Origin of the sequence: Paenibacillus sp. FSL P4-0127 (genome assembly GCF_038007325.1) — a bacterium.
GTDB lineage: Bacteria > Bacillota > Bacilli > Paenibacillales > Paenibacillaceae > Fontibacillus > Fontibacillus macerans.
Window position 1 is genome coordinate 1983133 of sequence record NZ_JBBOWY010000001.1, and the last position, 15128, is coordinate 1998260.

Genomic DNA, 15128 nt, shown 5'->3' on the forward strand with positions numbered 1-15128 from the left:
AATCATCATGGCAAGCGTAATTGTATACACCAGCACCAATTGCCCGCATTGCAAACAAGTGAAAAGCTTTCTGAGCGACAAAGGCGTCGCTTATGAAGAGCGCAACATCGAGCAAAACGACGAATACGCACAGCAAGTTTGGGACATGGGCATGCGCGCCGTTCCGGTAACGGTCATCGGCGAGCACCGCATCTTGGGCATGAACAAAACCCAGTTCGATAAAGCGTTGGCGGAATTGGCGTAAGGCCAGCCGCCAGCCGGAACCCGAAAGAGCACCGCCCTTGCAGCCTGCACGGCCGTCAAGGACGATGCTCTTTTTTGTTCCGCCCAAATCAGCTCAACCATCCGGCGAGAAGCTGAAAGATCAGATACCCTGCCACCCCGCAGCCGAGGAGGGTAAATCCGGCTTTTTTCCGCCCCTGGAACAACCGCATAACTCCCAGGCTCACCAAGGGGGCGATCAGCAGCAAGAAGAACATGACGGCAACAAACATTTCAACGGAAATATCGGAAGTATCCACGATGGTCATGAGCAAACGCATCTCCATGTAAACAATTTATATTTTTCGGCAATGATATATATCACAAATTCTATGTTTTTTATTATACTTCTATTTTTTTAAAATTGTAATGCGCGAAAGCGGCAAAATTGGGGAGAAATTGCGTCTTTTCGCGCAACGGCCAAAGGGCAGACGGTTCGACAAAACTAGTAAGCTTTTTTAACGGGAGCTATGGTACAATAAGCCTCAAGAAGATGCTGGAACAAGCTATCAAGGCTTGATGCACCGACAACAAGCCGGATAGAGGGAAGGAGCTGTTGGTTGTGGAATGGACATCCATGAGAAAATTTGCTGCAGCGGGAATTGCCGGTACATTGTTGTTCGGCACGGCTTCGGGTGAATGGAAAACCACAATAGCTTACGCCGCGCCTGCGATATCCAGCGTAACGTCGGCCAAGGAAATACAAGACCAATTGGCGGCGGGGCTTGAAGCCCGCAAGACACAAATCAAACTGTTGTATAAAGGGAGTACGGCAAAGCTGGAAAGCCTGATGAGCACGGCTATGAGCCAAGCGCTGGATCAGGATCCCTATACGAAATACGTGGTGAATCGTTATTCCTACGAATGGGAAGGAACGTCGGAATTCGCAACGGTTTCGGTCAAATTTCAATACCGGGAGACGTTGGAGCAATCCAACTATGTTTTCGCGAAAATAAAGAGCATCGTGGCGGAAATCATTCAACCGGACATGAACGATCACCAAAAAATCAAAGCGGTTCATGACTATGTGGTGCGGTATTTGAAATATGACCAGGATCTGCAGAAATTTACGGCCTACGAAGGGTTGACGACCCGCGAAGCCGTCTGCCAGGGTTATGCGCTAATGACCTATCGGATGCTCCGGGACGCGGGGATAGACAATCTAATTATCGAGGGCAAAGTGAACAATACCGCACATGCCTGGAATCTGGTGCTGCTGGACGGCAAATGGTATCATCTCGACACGACATGGGACGATCCGGTGCCGGACGAGGGCGACCGTGTGCGATATACGTATTTTTTGCTGACGGACGATCAGATTCGGAAAGACCATAGCTGGACGCTTAGTTATCCGGCCGCCGCGACCGCTTACCGGGACGTGTTAGGTTCGCTGATTGCCGTAGGCGGAGGGAACACCGGATATTACAAGGAACTATATAAAACGCTGGAATACGATTTGTTTGATGATGGCGCGGTTGTGACGAGCAGAGAAGGAATCCGCAGCAAAGTCGTCGAAGCCCTGAACGACAATCGGTCTTCGGTCACCATCAGATACAGCGGTTCAGAGCAGAGCTTGCTCCGCCATCTCAGAGAGCTCTATACCTTAAATCTTCAAAACATCAAGTATAACGAGGAACAACTTGAAGGCACGAATGATTTGAAGGTTGAAATCGTTTGGGAGAAATAGTGTGTAATATGCAAAACCGGCTTCACGGGAGAAAAAATTCTTCCATGAAGCCGGTTTTTTGGTGAGGCGTTAACGTTGATCCGGTACTTCGAGATCGCATTTGTCCAGCGGGATCAGCTTGGACTTTTTGGTCCATTTGTACCCGAGCCACACGAGAAGGAACAACGGAACGCTGATGTAGGAAACAATGACGCCGTACCAATCAATGGTTTCGCCCGAGAAGGCGGACAGGTTTTGCCCGAGAATGACGATAAAGCAAAGGATGAAGGCGAATATCGGGCCAAACGGGAACCAGCGCGCTTTATACGGCAGATCGTTCAAGTCGCGGCCTTGGGCCATGTAGGCCCGGCGGAAACGGTAATGGCTAATGGCGATGCCAAGCCAGGTGATGAATCCGCACATGCCTGAAGCGTTCAGCAGCCAGTTGTAGACGACGCCGTCGCCGAACAGCGAAGCCAGGAAAGCCAGCATGCCGACGAGCGTCGTGAGAAGCAGGGCGTTCACCGGGATGCCGCGCCGGTTCAATTTGCCGAGGAATTTCGGCGCCTTGCCGCGCAGGGCCAGGGAATAAAGCACCCGCGAAGAGGCGTACATCCCGGAGTTGCCGGCCGACAGCACGGAAGACAAAATGACCGCGTTCATGACCGAAGCCGCAAAGGCGAGCCCGGCTTTTTCGAACACCAGGGTGAAGGGGCTGACGCCGATGCTTTCCAGACCGCTTTTGAGCAAATTCGGATTCGTATAAGGGATCAGCAAACCGATGACGAGAATAGCTAAAATGTAAAAAAGCAGAATCCGCCAAAAGACCTGCCGGATCGCCCGCGGTACATGCTCGCGCGGGTTGTTGCTTTCCCCGGCGGCCACGCCGACCATCTCCGTGCCTTGGAAGGAGAAGCCGGCGGCCATAAAGACGCCGAGGAAGGCGAAAAATCCGCCGTGGAACGGCCCGTCGCCGATCGTAAAGTTGGAAAATCCGACCGCTTCGCCGCCCATGATTCCGAAGATCATCAGGACGCCGACGACCAGGAAGATGATGACGACGGCGATTTTGATCGTCGCAAACCAGTATTCCGACTCCCCGTAGCCTTTGACCGACAAAATGTTGAGCCCGAGGATCAAGGCGAGGAACAGCACGCTCCACAGGAGCGAAGGACTGTTCGGGAACCAGTATTTGATAATGAGCGTGGCGGCCGACAGTTCGGCCGCGATCGTAATCGCCCAGTTGTACCAGAAATTCCAGCCCATCGCGAAGCCCAGCGAAGGATCGACGAAACGGGAGGCGTAGGTTTCAAAAGAGCCGGAGTCCGGCAGATACGTCGCCAGCTCCCCCAAGCTGGTCATCAGAAAATAGACCATAATGCCGACAGCCGCGTAGGCGAGCAGCGCTCCGCCCGGTCCGGCGGATGCGATCGCGCCGCCCGAGGCCAGGAACAAGCCGGTTCCGATCGAGCCGCCGAGCGCGATCATCGTCATGTGGCGGGCTTTTAAGCCCGGGTTCAGCCGCCCGTCCGTCCCTGTTTTTTTATTGCTCATGAGAAAAACACTCCTTCGGTATCCTAATATTCCCTCGGCGCGGGGCCGAAGATGCATTCAGGTACAGGCCGAGGCTTGGAGCGAGCAAAAAAGGGCCGCGGAAAGGATTCCGCGGCCTGTATATACCGTGTATCCCACCATACCATGAAGATAGCTCAACACGAAGTTCCCCGGGTGACGGGAACCATCGTGACAGTTCTGTCCCTTTCGGCAACAGCCCCAGCCTACAGCCTTAGAAGCCGGCTAATAAGCTTCGGCGACGGCGCCTTTCCATCCGGATTCTCTGGCGGCTTCTAAGCGCCTCCTCCGGTGTACTCATCGCAATCGCGACCTCTACCTCACCGTAATGATGAGGTTATTTATTCACTTTGCACTTGAACACATTTTAATAGTATAAAACAAGGTTGGACGGGCGGGCAATGCCAAAATAATGACAACCTGCCTCGCCGAAGCGAATTTTCGGTGAATTTTTTAATTTCGGGCTTCGCCGCGGTCCCGGTTCGCCATTTGCTGCCAGACGGTGCCGGCGGCTTGTTCGCCGGATTCGATCCGCTCCACGGCCATTCTCGCCTGCAGGCCGACTTCGAACTCGGGATCGTCCGCCGCCGCCCGCAGCGCTTCCAGCGCGTCGTCGGTTCCGACCTCGTACAGGAAGCGGGCGGCCCGCCAGCGGACCAGCTTGCTGCTGTCCCGCAGCGCCGCGATCATCGGCCCCGTGGCCGCGGGATCGCCGATGTCGGACAGCGTGTCGCCGGCGGTGCGCCGCACGGCGGCGGAGGAGTCGCGCAGCGCTTCATACAGCAACTCCATCGCCTCCGGCGTCCGCACGTCGCCGAGGTAGACGACGGCGAGCCGGCGGAGCTGCATCTGCGGGTCGCGCAGCGCTTGGGCCAGCAGCGGCAGAGCTTCGGGGCCCGGCTGCTGCAGCGCCTCGAGCGCGGCGTAGCGGATGCGCCAGTCGCTGTCCGCGAACCGCTCGCGGATCTCGTCCAGGCTCAGCTCGCGCCGCTGCTCGACGAACTCGGTCTCGCTGCGGCCGTGGGCGATCGCCTGGGCGACGATCCCCGCAAGCCGCTCGGGCGGGTACGCCGCTTCCAGCTCCTGCTCGACCTCGCGGGCGATCTCCGCGAGCTCCCCGTAGCGCACGCCGTAGTCGGTCAGCTTGCGCTCCTTGATCAGCGTGGCGCTGGCCACCTCCGTAACCGCGTTTACGAACCGCTCGGACAAGGAGATACGCTCTTCCTTGCTTCCCGCCTTGACCCGGATTTGCATCGGGATGCCGCGGAAAAACTGCACGAATACCTGTGCTTCCCCGTACGCGGCCGCCTCGTCGCTCTCCGGGCTCCAGGCGGATTCGACGCCTTCCTGGCCGAATTGTTTTTGCACCTCGGACAAGATGGCGGCCCAGTCAGCGCTGCCTTTCCGGTCCAAAGCGACGAAATCGAGGGTATGGAACACGCTTTTCACCCCGGGGATGCCGAGCAGATTGCGGATCCAGGCAGGGGCGGAGCGTTCATTGTCTGGGGTATATGTTTTTCGAATCCCCGGCTCCAGGCTTTCGTCCAAATGCAGCTTCATCGTATTGGGACTGGGAGTCGGTTCGATAAATACAATTTTCATAAAAGTTTCACATCTCCTTTCCCATATATTGTACCTCAACCTTTCCGTTTGCCCAAGCTTTTCGTCCGCCGCTATAGACCATCGCCTTGGCTATCCATCTATATAAGTTGAACTAAAGAAATACGAAAGTGAGGCAAGAGTGGGAAATGATTCTGAAGAAACGGTAGTGGTCGCCTTTGTGAGCGCATTTCTTCCTTGTTGGAATCTATAAAATCAATAGAAATCTGCGAACAATAGCAATCGTAAGAACATTTCACACGGCTGGCCTGATCCGTACAATCAATAGTTCAACTTATATAGGCAAAGGAATAAAAAGGTAGCCTAAGAACACAATAATCTTAGTACATGACATATATTATTGCAGCAACCGGACTTGGCGTATTTGGATTGCCTCCGGGATTGTTTTAGAATGGAAAGAAAGAAATCGGAGAGGAGCACCTGGATCCATGCCGAGAACGCGCTACAACAATCTCGATAATGTAACCACCGACAAAACGTTGAAGCAGTTCAAGCAATGGCGGGAAGAGCGCCGCAGCAAAAAGAAGGACTATTCTTACGTTATTCCCCATTCGCCGCCGGACCTCGATTATTTGCGGCAAAACCGGCGGGACACGACGGTAACCTGGATCGGTCATTCCACTTTTCTCATTCAGTATCTTGGACTTAATATCGTGACCGATCCGGTGTGGGCTTGGCGCATGGGATTGACGCGGCGGCTGACCGCGCCCGGAATCCCGATCGAAGACGTCCCGGACGTCGACGTCATTCTCATTTCGCACTCCCACTACGATCATATGCATGTCGCCTCCATTCGGCGTTTGTACGGGAGCGATACGCAGCTGCTCGTGCCGGCCGGCCTGGGGGCCAAAATGATCCGCAAAGGCTTTCGGCGGACGCGGGAGCTGAGCTGGTGGGAAGACCTGCGGGTAGGAGACGCGAAAATCACGTTTGTGCCGACCCAGCATTGGACCCGGCGCACCCCGTTCGATACGAACACGTCGCATTGGGGCGGCTTCGTCCTGGAGCCGGCGGTGCCCGGACAGGGCGGGCATGAACGGGACGGCCGCGAACAAGGCGGGTACGGACAGGGCGGCCACGAACAGGGCAGGCATGAACGGGACGGCCGCGAACTAGGCGGGCACGAACAAGGCCGGCTGGAACAAGGAGGCCAAAAACCGCAGGTTATTTATTTTGCCGGGGACAGCGGGTATTTCCGCGGTTTCCGGGAAATCGGCGAACGGTTCAATATCGACGTGGCGCTGCTGCCGATCGGAGCGTACGAGCCTGAATGGTTTATGACGAGCCAGCACACCACGCCGGAAGAGGCGCTGCAGGCTTTCGTCGACGTCAAGGGCAAGCTGATGATCCCGATGCATTACGGCACGTTTCGCTTGGCCGACGATACGGCGCGGGAAGCGCTCGACCGCCTGGAAGCGGACCGCAAACGCCGCGGCATACCTGCCGAGACGGTTCGGATTCTGCACCACGGGGAAACGTTCCGGTTGCCGGAGCGGGAGTCGTGAGGGAAAGAAGTTCACGTTTTTGTGGTCTAAAATAAAACCCACCGACCAAGGCGAAGGGCCTGCGGTGGGTTTCTATTTATCCTGGGGCATGGGCGGCGTGCGGAAATAGCGGCACAAAATGACGTTATTTTCCCTGGGTAAGGGGTTCGGCACAAATAAGGGATTTTTTTGCACTAGCGTTGCATAAAACCTAACGCGAATAATCAAATATTAGTTAAATATGGGTAATTATGATCATTTTTCATGGAAAAAGCATAAAAAATCTCCTATTGTAAAGAGGTAGGTACGTTGTCCATAACTCTCTACAAAAGGAGACCAACCATGGATAACGTTAAAGCTAAAACGGTCATTCGTCAACTGATTTCCTTACTGCCCATCGATGTGCATCAACGTTTACTCTTCGACCATTACACCAAGAAACTTACCACGATGAAAGCGATCATGCTCTTCATCAATGCTCAGTTGAAACAATGGTCATCTTACGGTGAAATGGAAATTGCACTTCGTGCTGAGCCGAAACTTCAGCAGCTTCTACAGTTGGAGAGTATCAGCGGCTCGCAATTATCCCGAAAACTCGATCAGATCCCAACGGAGCTGTTGGAGTGGATGTTTCAGCATCTGGCATCACAAACACAGCAACGTGCTTGCCACCAGGGCCAGAGCGGGAAATTGCACATCATTGATTCTTCCAGCATTCGACTGCCGCTTCAACTTGGAAGTTGGGCCAAGATGTCAAATAAGAGTAGCGGCGTCAAGATGCATCTGCGCCTCGTTGTTACAGCTCCCGACAAGCTATTTCCTGATGCCATGATCCCCAGTTCGCTCAATGTAGGGGATCGTGCGGGGGCCGTTGAACTGGTCGTCCCCTCGGATGCGATTTATGTGATGGATCGCGGTTATGATGATTATGCCCGGATGGATCAATGGGTCCAGGACAACATCCAGTTTGTGATCCGTATGCGAGATCGCGCGCTTGCCACCGTCATTGAGGAGTATCCTGTTCCGGAAGGCTCGAACATCACGCGGGACGCCAAGGTTTGCGTGGGCAGTTCCTTCCGATCCATGGAACATTCCGTTCGTTTGGTGGAGTTTTATGACGAGCAGGAACGGACTTATCGTATTTTTACATCGGTATGGGATAAGACCGCTGAAGAAATCGCGCAGATCTACAAAAATCGCTGGCTCATCGAGTTGTATTTTAAATGGCTGAAGCAACATTTGCGATTGAAGAAGCTGCACAGTCATAAACCACAGGCTATTTGGAACCAGTTATTCTTGGCTTTAATTACTGCCTTGCTCGTGGAGCACATCCGGCACAGCACCCAAACGGCAAAAACAAACTGGCAAGTGCTCCGGATTCTCCGCGAGTATTTGTACCGTTCATGGCGATCCTTTCGAACCGAACTGGATCGGAAACCCAGTCGAAGTAGTCCGGGGAGACGTCCGGGGTCAGGTCCCAAAGCGTTATCGGTGCGCACAATGGTTGGGATAATTAAGCCAAGCAAGTTCAAGGAATAATATCCATTATATACATTTAATGGGACATCGCGACCTACGCATTAGGTAACCTTGGCTTTTTGGTCTTAAGCTTAAAAAATGACTGTAAAAAAATCCATTTATAGTTTCAATAATCCAAATGTGGGTTTTGCTGAAAATTGATGTTAGTGTTCTTGCAACGCTAGTGATTTTTTTGCCGTTATTTTTGGAAAGTGAGAGCTTAGAAGGGTACTTTTCCAAGATTGGTGAAAAATAGGTACCAAAAGTGTCGCTATTTCTCTGATGAGGGGCAAAATATGCAAAATAGCGACCAAAATTGCCGTTATCTCCGAGTGGCCCCCGCAGGCCAACCATCTGTAGCTCGGCTTCCCGCAGCACGGCTCTCCATAGTTGGCTCCCCGGGGGCTCTCCGGATTGGCTCCCCGGACTGGCCCTCCGGTTTGCCCCTCCGGATTAACTCTCTGGTTCCGCTGTTGCTCTCCCGCTGCCCCCGTCGCAGTTTTCGCCGCTCCCCCCGCACTACCAAGGTTCGGCGAATAGCAACGGTCTTTGCCCACGCACTACCAAGGTTCGGCGAGTAACAGCGGCGCTTTGCCCTGCACTACCAAGGGTTCGGCGAGTAGCGGTGGCGCCTTGCCCACGCACTACCAAGGTTCTCCGGGGTAGCAGCGGCACCTTGTCCTCGCACTTTCGCGAGTTACCGCGTGTCCCCGCATCCGCTTCTTACCACGGCGTCCCGGCCTTCGCCGCTTAACGCCGCGCCTCGGCGAACCGCTGCGCGAGCTCGCGGTAATTCAGCCCGGCAGTGCCGGGCAGCACGACGTCCGCTTTCGGGAACTGCGAGCCGCTGCCGATCGCTACCGCGAACATGCCGGCCGCCTTGATCGCGTCGATGCCGGAGACGGCGTCCTCGATGCCGATGCAGGCGCCGGGCTCCACGCCCAAGGAAGCGGCCGCGGTCAGGAAAATTTCCGGATCCGGCTTGTTGTTTTTCAGCTTGGTCACGTCTACGACAGTGTCGAAGCGGCCTGAGGCACCGAGGCTGCGCAGCACCGCCGGCGCGTTTTTGCTAGCCGAAGCAATCCCCGTCTTGATTCCGGCTTCCCGCAATTCGCTCAAAAACCGGTCGATTCCCGGCAGCAGGTCGGCGGGAGTAATGCTGCCGATCAGTTCGACGTACAGCTTGTTTTTGCGGTCGGCCAGCTCGTTCATTTCCGCTTCACTGTAGTCCGCAGGCGGATTCGCTTGCCCCAGCAGAAGCTTTAGGGAATCGATCCGGGACACGCCTTTGAGATTTTCGTTAAACTCGCGCGTAAACGGGATGTTCAATTCCTCCGCGATTGCCTTCCAGGCTTGATAGTGGTATTCCGCGGTATCCGTAATGACGCCGTCCAGATCAAAAATGACCGCCTTCAAAACTTGATCCATTTGCACAAAACTCCTTCTGCTTGATCCAACCGCATAAAACTCCTTCGGTTTTGATTCCTCATTGATGATTCTGACTTGATCCCTTGTGTTGAAGGGGCAATTCAATCTCTATGCATTAAATTATTTATCTTTATGCAATCTGCTTTCAGCAGTTAGCCCTGCAACTCCCGGGTAAGCGCGGCGCCCGGCTGCAGCGTCACGTCTTCTTCGTACAGCTTAAGTCCGATCGCTTCGCCTTCGGCTAGTTCCAGAACGACGCTCTTTTGGCCGATGCGCACGTCGATCAGGCGGCTGCGGAACGTCAGGCGAAAGGCATATTGCTCCCAGTCCTGCGGAATGGCCGGGGCCAGCGAAAGGCCGGATTCCTTGAGGCGCATGCCGGCAAAGCCGTACACGATGGACATCCACGTTCCGCCCATGTTGGCCAGGTGCAGACCGTCCTTCGTATTGCCGTGCGTATTGTCGAGATCGAGCCGCGCGGTTTCGATAAAGTACTCGTACGCTTTTTCCATATTGCCGATTTTGGAGGCCATGATGCTGAAAATGCAGGAGGACAAGGACGAATCATGGGTCGTAATTTTTTCATAGTAATCGTAAGAACGGCGGATCGTTTCATAATCCTGCTCATCCTCCAGCAAAAAGTGCGCGAGCACGGTATCCGCTTGCTTGCACACCTGATAACGGTATATCGTCAGCGGGTGGTAGTGCAGCAGCAGCGGATAGTTTTCCTTTGGCGTGTTTTCGAAATCCCACACGGCTTTGCGCAGAAACGTGTCGTCCTGTGGGTTAATGCCTAGGCTGGCGTCGTACGGCAGCAGCATCGCGGCGGCGGCTTTGTCCCAAGCGGCGATTTCCGTCTCCGTTACCCCAAGGCGTTCGCAAAGCCCGCGGTAGGCGGCAGGATCGTAGTCCTGCAAAATGGCGCAGCTTTTGGCGGCCCATTTTAAATTGTGCTTGGCCATGACGTTCGTGTAATAGTTGTTGTTGACGCAGCATGTGTACTCGTCCGGCCCGGTCACCTCATCAATATGAAAAGCGCCCTGATAATAATGGCCGATGCCGGCCCACAAGCGGGCGGTTTCGATCAGCATCTCGGCTCCATAGTTCAGCAGAAAATCTTTATCCTGCGCGGCGAGATAATATTGAATGTAGCTGTAGGCGATATCCGCGCTGATATGGTACTGCGCCGTGCCCGACGGGAAAAAGGAGGAGCACTCCGTTCCCGCAATGGTGCGCCAAGGGAACAAGGCTCCCTGCTTATGCCCCATTTGGCGCGCTCTCGCTCTGGCGTCGTCCAGCTTGGAGTAGCGGTAGAGCAAGAGCTGGCGGGCGATGTCCGGCCGGGTCAGCAAAAACACCGGGAACATGTAGATTTCCGTATCCCAGAAGTAGTGTCCTTCGTAACCTTCCCCGCTCAGGCCTTTGGCGGAAATGTTGCTGTGTTCGTCGCGGCCGGCCGATTGCAGCAGCTGGTACAGGTTGAAACGGATGCCTTCCTGCAGCTTGTCGTCGTTTTGAATCATGCAGTCGGCCGATTTCCAGTAGCTGCTCATATATTCCGCCTGCTCGGCCAGCAGGTCTTCAAAGGACAGACCCGACAGCGGCTCGTGCAGCTCCAGCGCCCGCCCCAGGAAGCCGTCGCCGTGGCGCAAATTGTCGGTATATACGTTGTATTTCGTAAAATGCACCGGCCCGGTCAGGGACAAAACGGCCGTGTACGTCACTTCGCCGCTGTTCTCGCCGCTGCCGGCTTCAAGCGTGACGGAGGCTTCGCCGTCCAGCAGATGGCGCGTAACGCAGGCGGCTTTCATTTTGGACACCATCGTTTCATCGACGACGTAACCATATTGGCCTTGAACTCCGGCATCCGCGATCGTCATCCGCTTGGCATGGCCGGCGCCGACCCGGGGATCGTTCGGGTTGGTGTAATTTTCGACCTTGCCGTTTACGATGGACACGATTTTCAAGTTGCCGGTGAAGTTGACGGGCTCGATAGAAATATCAATCGCAAACAATTCGCGGCGCGTGAAAGACACCAGCCGCCGGAACGTCAATTTGACCTCTTTTCCCTGCGGGGATTTCCATTGTACGATCCGCTCCGAATACCCTTTGTCCATGTGCAGGGTCCGTTCGTATCCGGTAATCGTTCCATGATCGAGCCGGAACGGAGCAGCGTCGCCGTCGAAATAAAGCAGCACCGTTTGCGCGTCGATGTTGTTCACCAGCTTTTGCTGCGTGTCCGGAAAGGCAAACAGTTTTTCGCCGTAAGGAATTTCGATCACATCGTGAAAAGCGTTTAAATAAGTGCCGCGAATGCTGGCCATTTCCGGGCCGTACGTTTCCTCAAAATTGCCCCGCACGCCCAAATATCCGTTGCCCAGCGCAAAAACGCTTTCCAAATTGAGCAGTTCGGACTGTGTTAAGGCGGAATTGGCGATTTTCCAGGTCATGGGTTATGCTCCTCTCAGGAAGTGTTATGGTTGAATTTTAGAATCTAAAAAGGTAATGTTATACTAAATATTTTGGATTTTTATCAATATTTTTAGGTGGAGGGAGGATTATGAAGCGAATGCGGTACCTGCGGGAAAATTTCGTGCATCCCCCCGTCGATTATGAGGAAGAGCTGCTGGAAGCGATCCGGACGGGCAACGAACAGGGCGCAAAGCAAGCGCTGGCCAAAATCAACGAACTGGAGGGCGCCGTGCTGGCCGCTTATCCGCTCCGTTCGAAAAAAAATGCGCTGATCGCTTCGTGCACGCTGTTCACCCGCGCGATCATCAAAGGCGGCGTCGATCCGGAAATCGCCTTCCACCTTAGCGACAAAATCATTTTGGACATTGAAAAAATCGGGGACGTAGACCGTGCCGTTCAGTTTGAATACGAGATGCTGGTGCAATTCGTGTCGGTGGTTCGCCGGGAACAGGAAGAACTGCCTTATTCCCACCTGGTCAACCTGGCGATTTACTATATCCGGCAAAATATCTTTGAGGATCTAGCGCTGCCCCAAATCGCGGCCCATTTGAACGTACACCCCAGCTATTTGTCGGACCGCTTCGGGCGCGAGACCGGCATGTCCCTGACCCATTACGTCAACAGCCGGAAGATCGAGGAGTCGAAGCATATGCTGCTCTATACGAACCGCCCGATCTCGGAAATCGCCTTTACATTCAAATTTTGCAGCCAAAGTTATTATACGCAGCTGTTCAAAAAATTTACGGGAGTCACTCCCAGGCAGTTCAGGACAAGCCGGGCCGGGGCCGGGTTATCCGAGCAGGGGTGAAAGGCAAAGCCCATGGTTATACTTTCAAAATAAACCTAATGTGATGATGGGGGATGGTTATGGAATATCGCGTCATTAAAGAAGGAGATCTGTTTCTGCTGACGGATTTAAGCGGCGACATCGCCCCCGGCAATGAACAGGGGCACGGCTTGTATTCGCAGGATACGCGCTTTTTGAGCCGTATGGAGCTGCGCATTGACGGAGAAAAGCCGGCGGTGCTGTCGTCCGCCGGGGACAAAAGCTATGTGGCCAACTTCCGGCTGATGAAGGACGTTAAGGATGAAGGGGCTATTGAGGTTAAACGCGACTGCTTTATCTATGACGGCATTTTATATGTTCGTATTGCGATTACGAATTATTTTGTGCATGACAGCCGGTTCGGTCTGTCCGTCGCCTTTGGCGCTGATTTCCAGGACATGTTCCTGGTGCGGAAATACCGTGGCGGGGAAGTCGGCTTTATGGAGGAGCCGGTCATCGGCGATGGGGAAATCATGCTTGGTTACGTCGGCGCCGACCGGGAACGGAGACAAGCCCGGATTACCTGGGACGCGCAGGGCGGAGCGGTTCATCGGGATGGGACGGTATCGTTTCCCCTATCCCTTAAGCCGAAAGAGGAACGCGAAATCACGTTTTTTATTGCGCCGGTGTCCAAGCGGCATCCTGAGGGCAAGTTGCTCGGCTTTGAGGAAGGGCTGCGGAAGCTGGAGCAATCTTACGAGCGGTGGTATGAAGACAACGCCCGCGTGGAATCGGATTTCCCGGTATTTAACGGCCTGTACCAGCGGGGCTTGCAGGATTTGCGCATGCTGACGGCCGATATCGGCTTCGGCGAAACGACCGTGGCCGGACTGCCGTGGTTTGCCGTTCCGTTTGGCCGGGACAGCCTGATCACTTCGCTGTTTATGCTCCCGGCGAACCCGCGCCATGCATCCGGGACGCTGCGCACGCTGGCGGCTTACCAAGGGGAGAAAAGCGATCCTTGGCGCGACGAGCAGCCCGGCAAAATCATGCACGAGATCCGTTTTGGGGAACTGGTCACGACGAAGCAATCGCCGTTTTCGCCTTATTACGGGACGATCGACTCCACGCCGCTGTTCCTGGTCCTGATCGGCGAATATTACCGCTGGACGGGCGACCTTTCGCTAGTCAAGGAGCTCAGACCGAACATCCTGCGCGCCCTGGAATATATCGACGCGTCGCTGCAAGCGGGCTCCGGTTTTATGGCGTACAAGCAGGAGGCGGAAAAAGGCTTCCCGAACCAAGGGTGGAAGGATTCGGCCAACTCCGTCATCCACGAGAACGGAACGTACGCGGCATCGCCGATCGCTTTAGCGGAGGTGCAGGGCTACGTCTACCAGGCGAAGCGGTCGCTCGCTCCCTTGTTCGAGCTGATGGGCGAGCCGGAGGCGGCCCGCAGGCTGGCCGAGGAAGCCGAGGCGTTAAAGGAGCGGTTCGAGTCGGCCTTCTGGATGGATGACGAGCAAAGCTACGCGATCGCTCTTGATAAAGAGCTGCGGCAGGTGCGCAGCGTGACTTCGAACCCGGGGCATTTGTTTATGAGCGGTTTGCCGGACGGCTCCCGGGCCAAGGCCCAGGCGGAGCGGCTGCTGCGCCGGGATATGTATAACGGCTACGGTATCCGTACGATGAGTACGGATGCGGCCGGCTACTATCCGATGAGCTATCATAACGGCAGCGTCTGGCCGCACGACAATGCGATGATTTTGCTCGGCCTAGGCAAAATGGGCTTCAAAGCCCAGGCGCAGCAGGTGATCGAAGGTTTATTGAAGGCTTCCCGGTACTTCGAATATCAACGGTTCCCCGAGCTGTTCTGCGGCCACGATTCCGAGCTGGGGTATCCGGTTCCGTACCCGACGACCTGTTCCCCGCAGGCCTGGGCTGCCGGAACTTCGCTTGCTTTCCTGCAGGTGATGCTCGGTTTGTACCCGGACGCGCTGCGGAAGGAGATCCGGCTGTCGCCGTTCCTGCCGGATGGTATGAACACGTTGCGGGTGCGGCGCATCTCCATTGGAAACGGACATCTGTCCGTGAACGTATCGCGGAACGAAGACGGCGTTACGTTCCGGACCGAAATTGCGGAAAACACGACCGGATTTGCCGTCGCCGGATTATGATGCTTGAAGTCTATCAAAATGCGGACAACCCTGTTCCCGAAAAGGAGGGAATAGGGTTGTTTTTTGCGCGAAATTGTTGCCAATCCCGGGTAAATCGCGGACAAGGTTCAATTTATGTACGAATCTATGATATAATCTAAAGCCAGTAGTGATTAACAATAAAG

General features: G+C 54.7%; 11 protein-coding genes and 1 riboswitch. Of the genes, 6 read left to right on the forward strand and 5 right to left on the reverse strand.

Annotated features, from left to right (window positions below; all coding sequences use genetic code 11):
- Window positions 1-7: 7 nt before the first annotated feature.
- Window positions 8-244 (forward strand): glutaredoxin family protein, encoded by a 237-nt coding sequence (locus NYE74_RS08755; RefSeq protein ID WP_036619702.1) that lies wholly within the window; start codon window positions 8-10, stop codon window positions 242-244.
- Window positions 245-332: 88 nt separating this feature from the next.
- On the opposite strand, the gene NYE74_RS08760 is transcribed toward NYE74_RS08755, so the two are convergent.
- On the reverse strand, window positions 333-530 hold the full coding sequence (locus NYE74_RS08760) for a hypothetical protein (protein WP_036619705.1): 198 nt from the start codon (window positions 528-530) through the stop codon (window positions 333-335).
- 293 nt (window positions 531-823) lie between these two features.
- Between NYE74_RS08760 and NYE74_RS08765 the strand changes: the two genes are divergently transcribed.
- Window positions 824-1948, forward strand: coding sequence for a transglutaminase domain-containing protein (locus tag NYE74_RS08765; RefSeq protein WP_124333461.1), 1125 nt, complete (start codon window positions 824-826; stop codon window positions 1946-1948).
- A gap of 69 nt (window positions 1949-2017) precedes the next feature.
- Here NYE74_RS08765 and NYE74_RS08770 read toward each other — a convergent pair whose 3' ends face one another.
- Window positions 2018-3481 (reverse strand): amino acid permease, encoded by a 1464-nt coding sequence (locus tag NYE74_RS08770; RefSeq protein ID WP_036619706.1) that lies wholly within the window; start codon window positions 3479-3481, stop codon window positions 2018-2020.
- A gap of 143 nt (window positions 3482-3624) precedes the next feature.
- Window positions 3625-3825: riboswitch (Lysine riboswitch) on the reverse strand.
- 127 nt (window positions 3826-3952) lie between these two features.
- Window positions 3953-5101 (reverse strand): virulence factor, encoded by a 1149-nt coding sequence (locus NYE74_RS08775; protein ID WP_155620868.1) that lies wholly within the window; start codon window positions 5099-5101, stop codon window positions 3953-3955.
- Window positions 5102-5547: 446 nt separating this feature from the next.
- Between NYE74_RS08775 and NYE74_RS08780 the strand changes: the two genes are divergently transcribed.
- Together NYE74_RS08780 and NYE74_RS08785 are read left to right on the forward strand one after the other, a co-directional pair.
- The gene (locus NYE74_RS08780) at window positions 5548-6624 is read left to right on the forward strand and encodes an MBL fold metallo-hydrolase (RefSeq protein ID WP_036619708.1); all 1077 of its coding nucleotides are present in this window, start codon (window positions 5548-5550) and stop codon (window positions 6622-6624) included.
- A gap of 321 nt (window positions 6625-6945) precedes the next feature.
- Window positions 6946-8142, forward strand: a complete 1197-nt coding sequence (locus tag NYE74_RS08785) for an IS4 family transposase (RefSeq protein WP_115311341.1) — start codon at window positions 6946-6948, stop codon at window positions 8140-8142.
- A 729-nt stretch (window positions 8143-8871) separates the two neighbouring features.
- Here the strand turns inward: NYE74_RS08785 and pgmB are convergent.
- Both pgmB and NYE74_RS08795 read right to left on the reverse strand, forming a co-directional pair.
- Window positions 8872-9549, reverse strand: coding sequence for a beta-phosphoglucomutase (pgmB, locus tag NYE74_RS08790; RefSeq protein ID WP_036619709.1), 678 nt, complete (start codon window positions 9547-9549; stop codon window positions 8872-8874).
- A gap of 152 nt (window positions 9550-9701) precedes the next feature.
- A complete protein-coding gene (locus tag NYE74_RS08795) occupies window positions 9702-11999 on the reverse strand; it encodes a glycoside hydrolase family 65 protein (RefSeq protein ID WP_036619710.1) in 2298 nt (765 codons plus the stop codon).
- Window positions 12000-12118: 119 nt separating this feature from the next.
- Between NYE74_RS08795 and NYE74_RS08800 the strand changes: the two genes are divergently transcribed.
- Complete coding sequence (locus NYE74_RS08800; protein WP_082208013.1) at window positions 12119-12829, forward strand: helix-turn-helix domain-containing protein; 711 nt, start codon at window positions 12119-12121, stop codon at window positions 12827-12829.
- Window positions 12830-12888: 59 nt separating this feature from the next.
- Window positions 12889-14964, forward strand: a complete 2076-nt coding sequence (locus NYE74_RS08805; protein ID WP_036619712.1) for an amylo-alpha-1,6-glucosidase — start codon at window positions 12889-12891, stop codon at window positions 14962-14964.
- Window positions 14965-15128 lie beyond the last annotated feature (164 nt).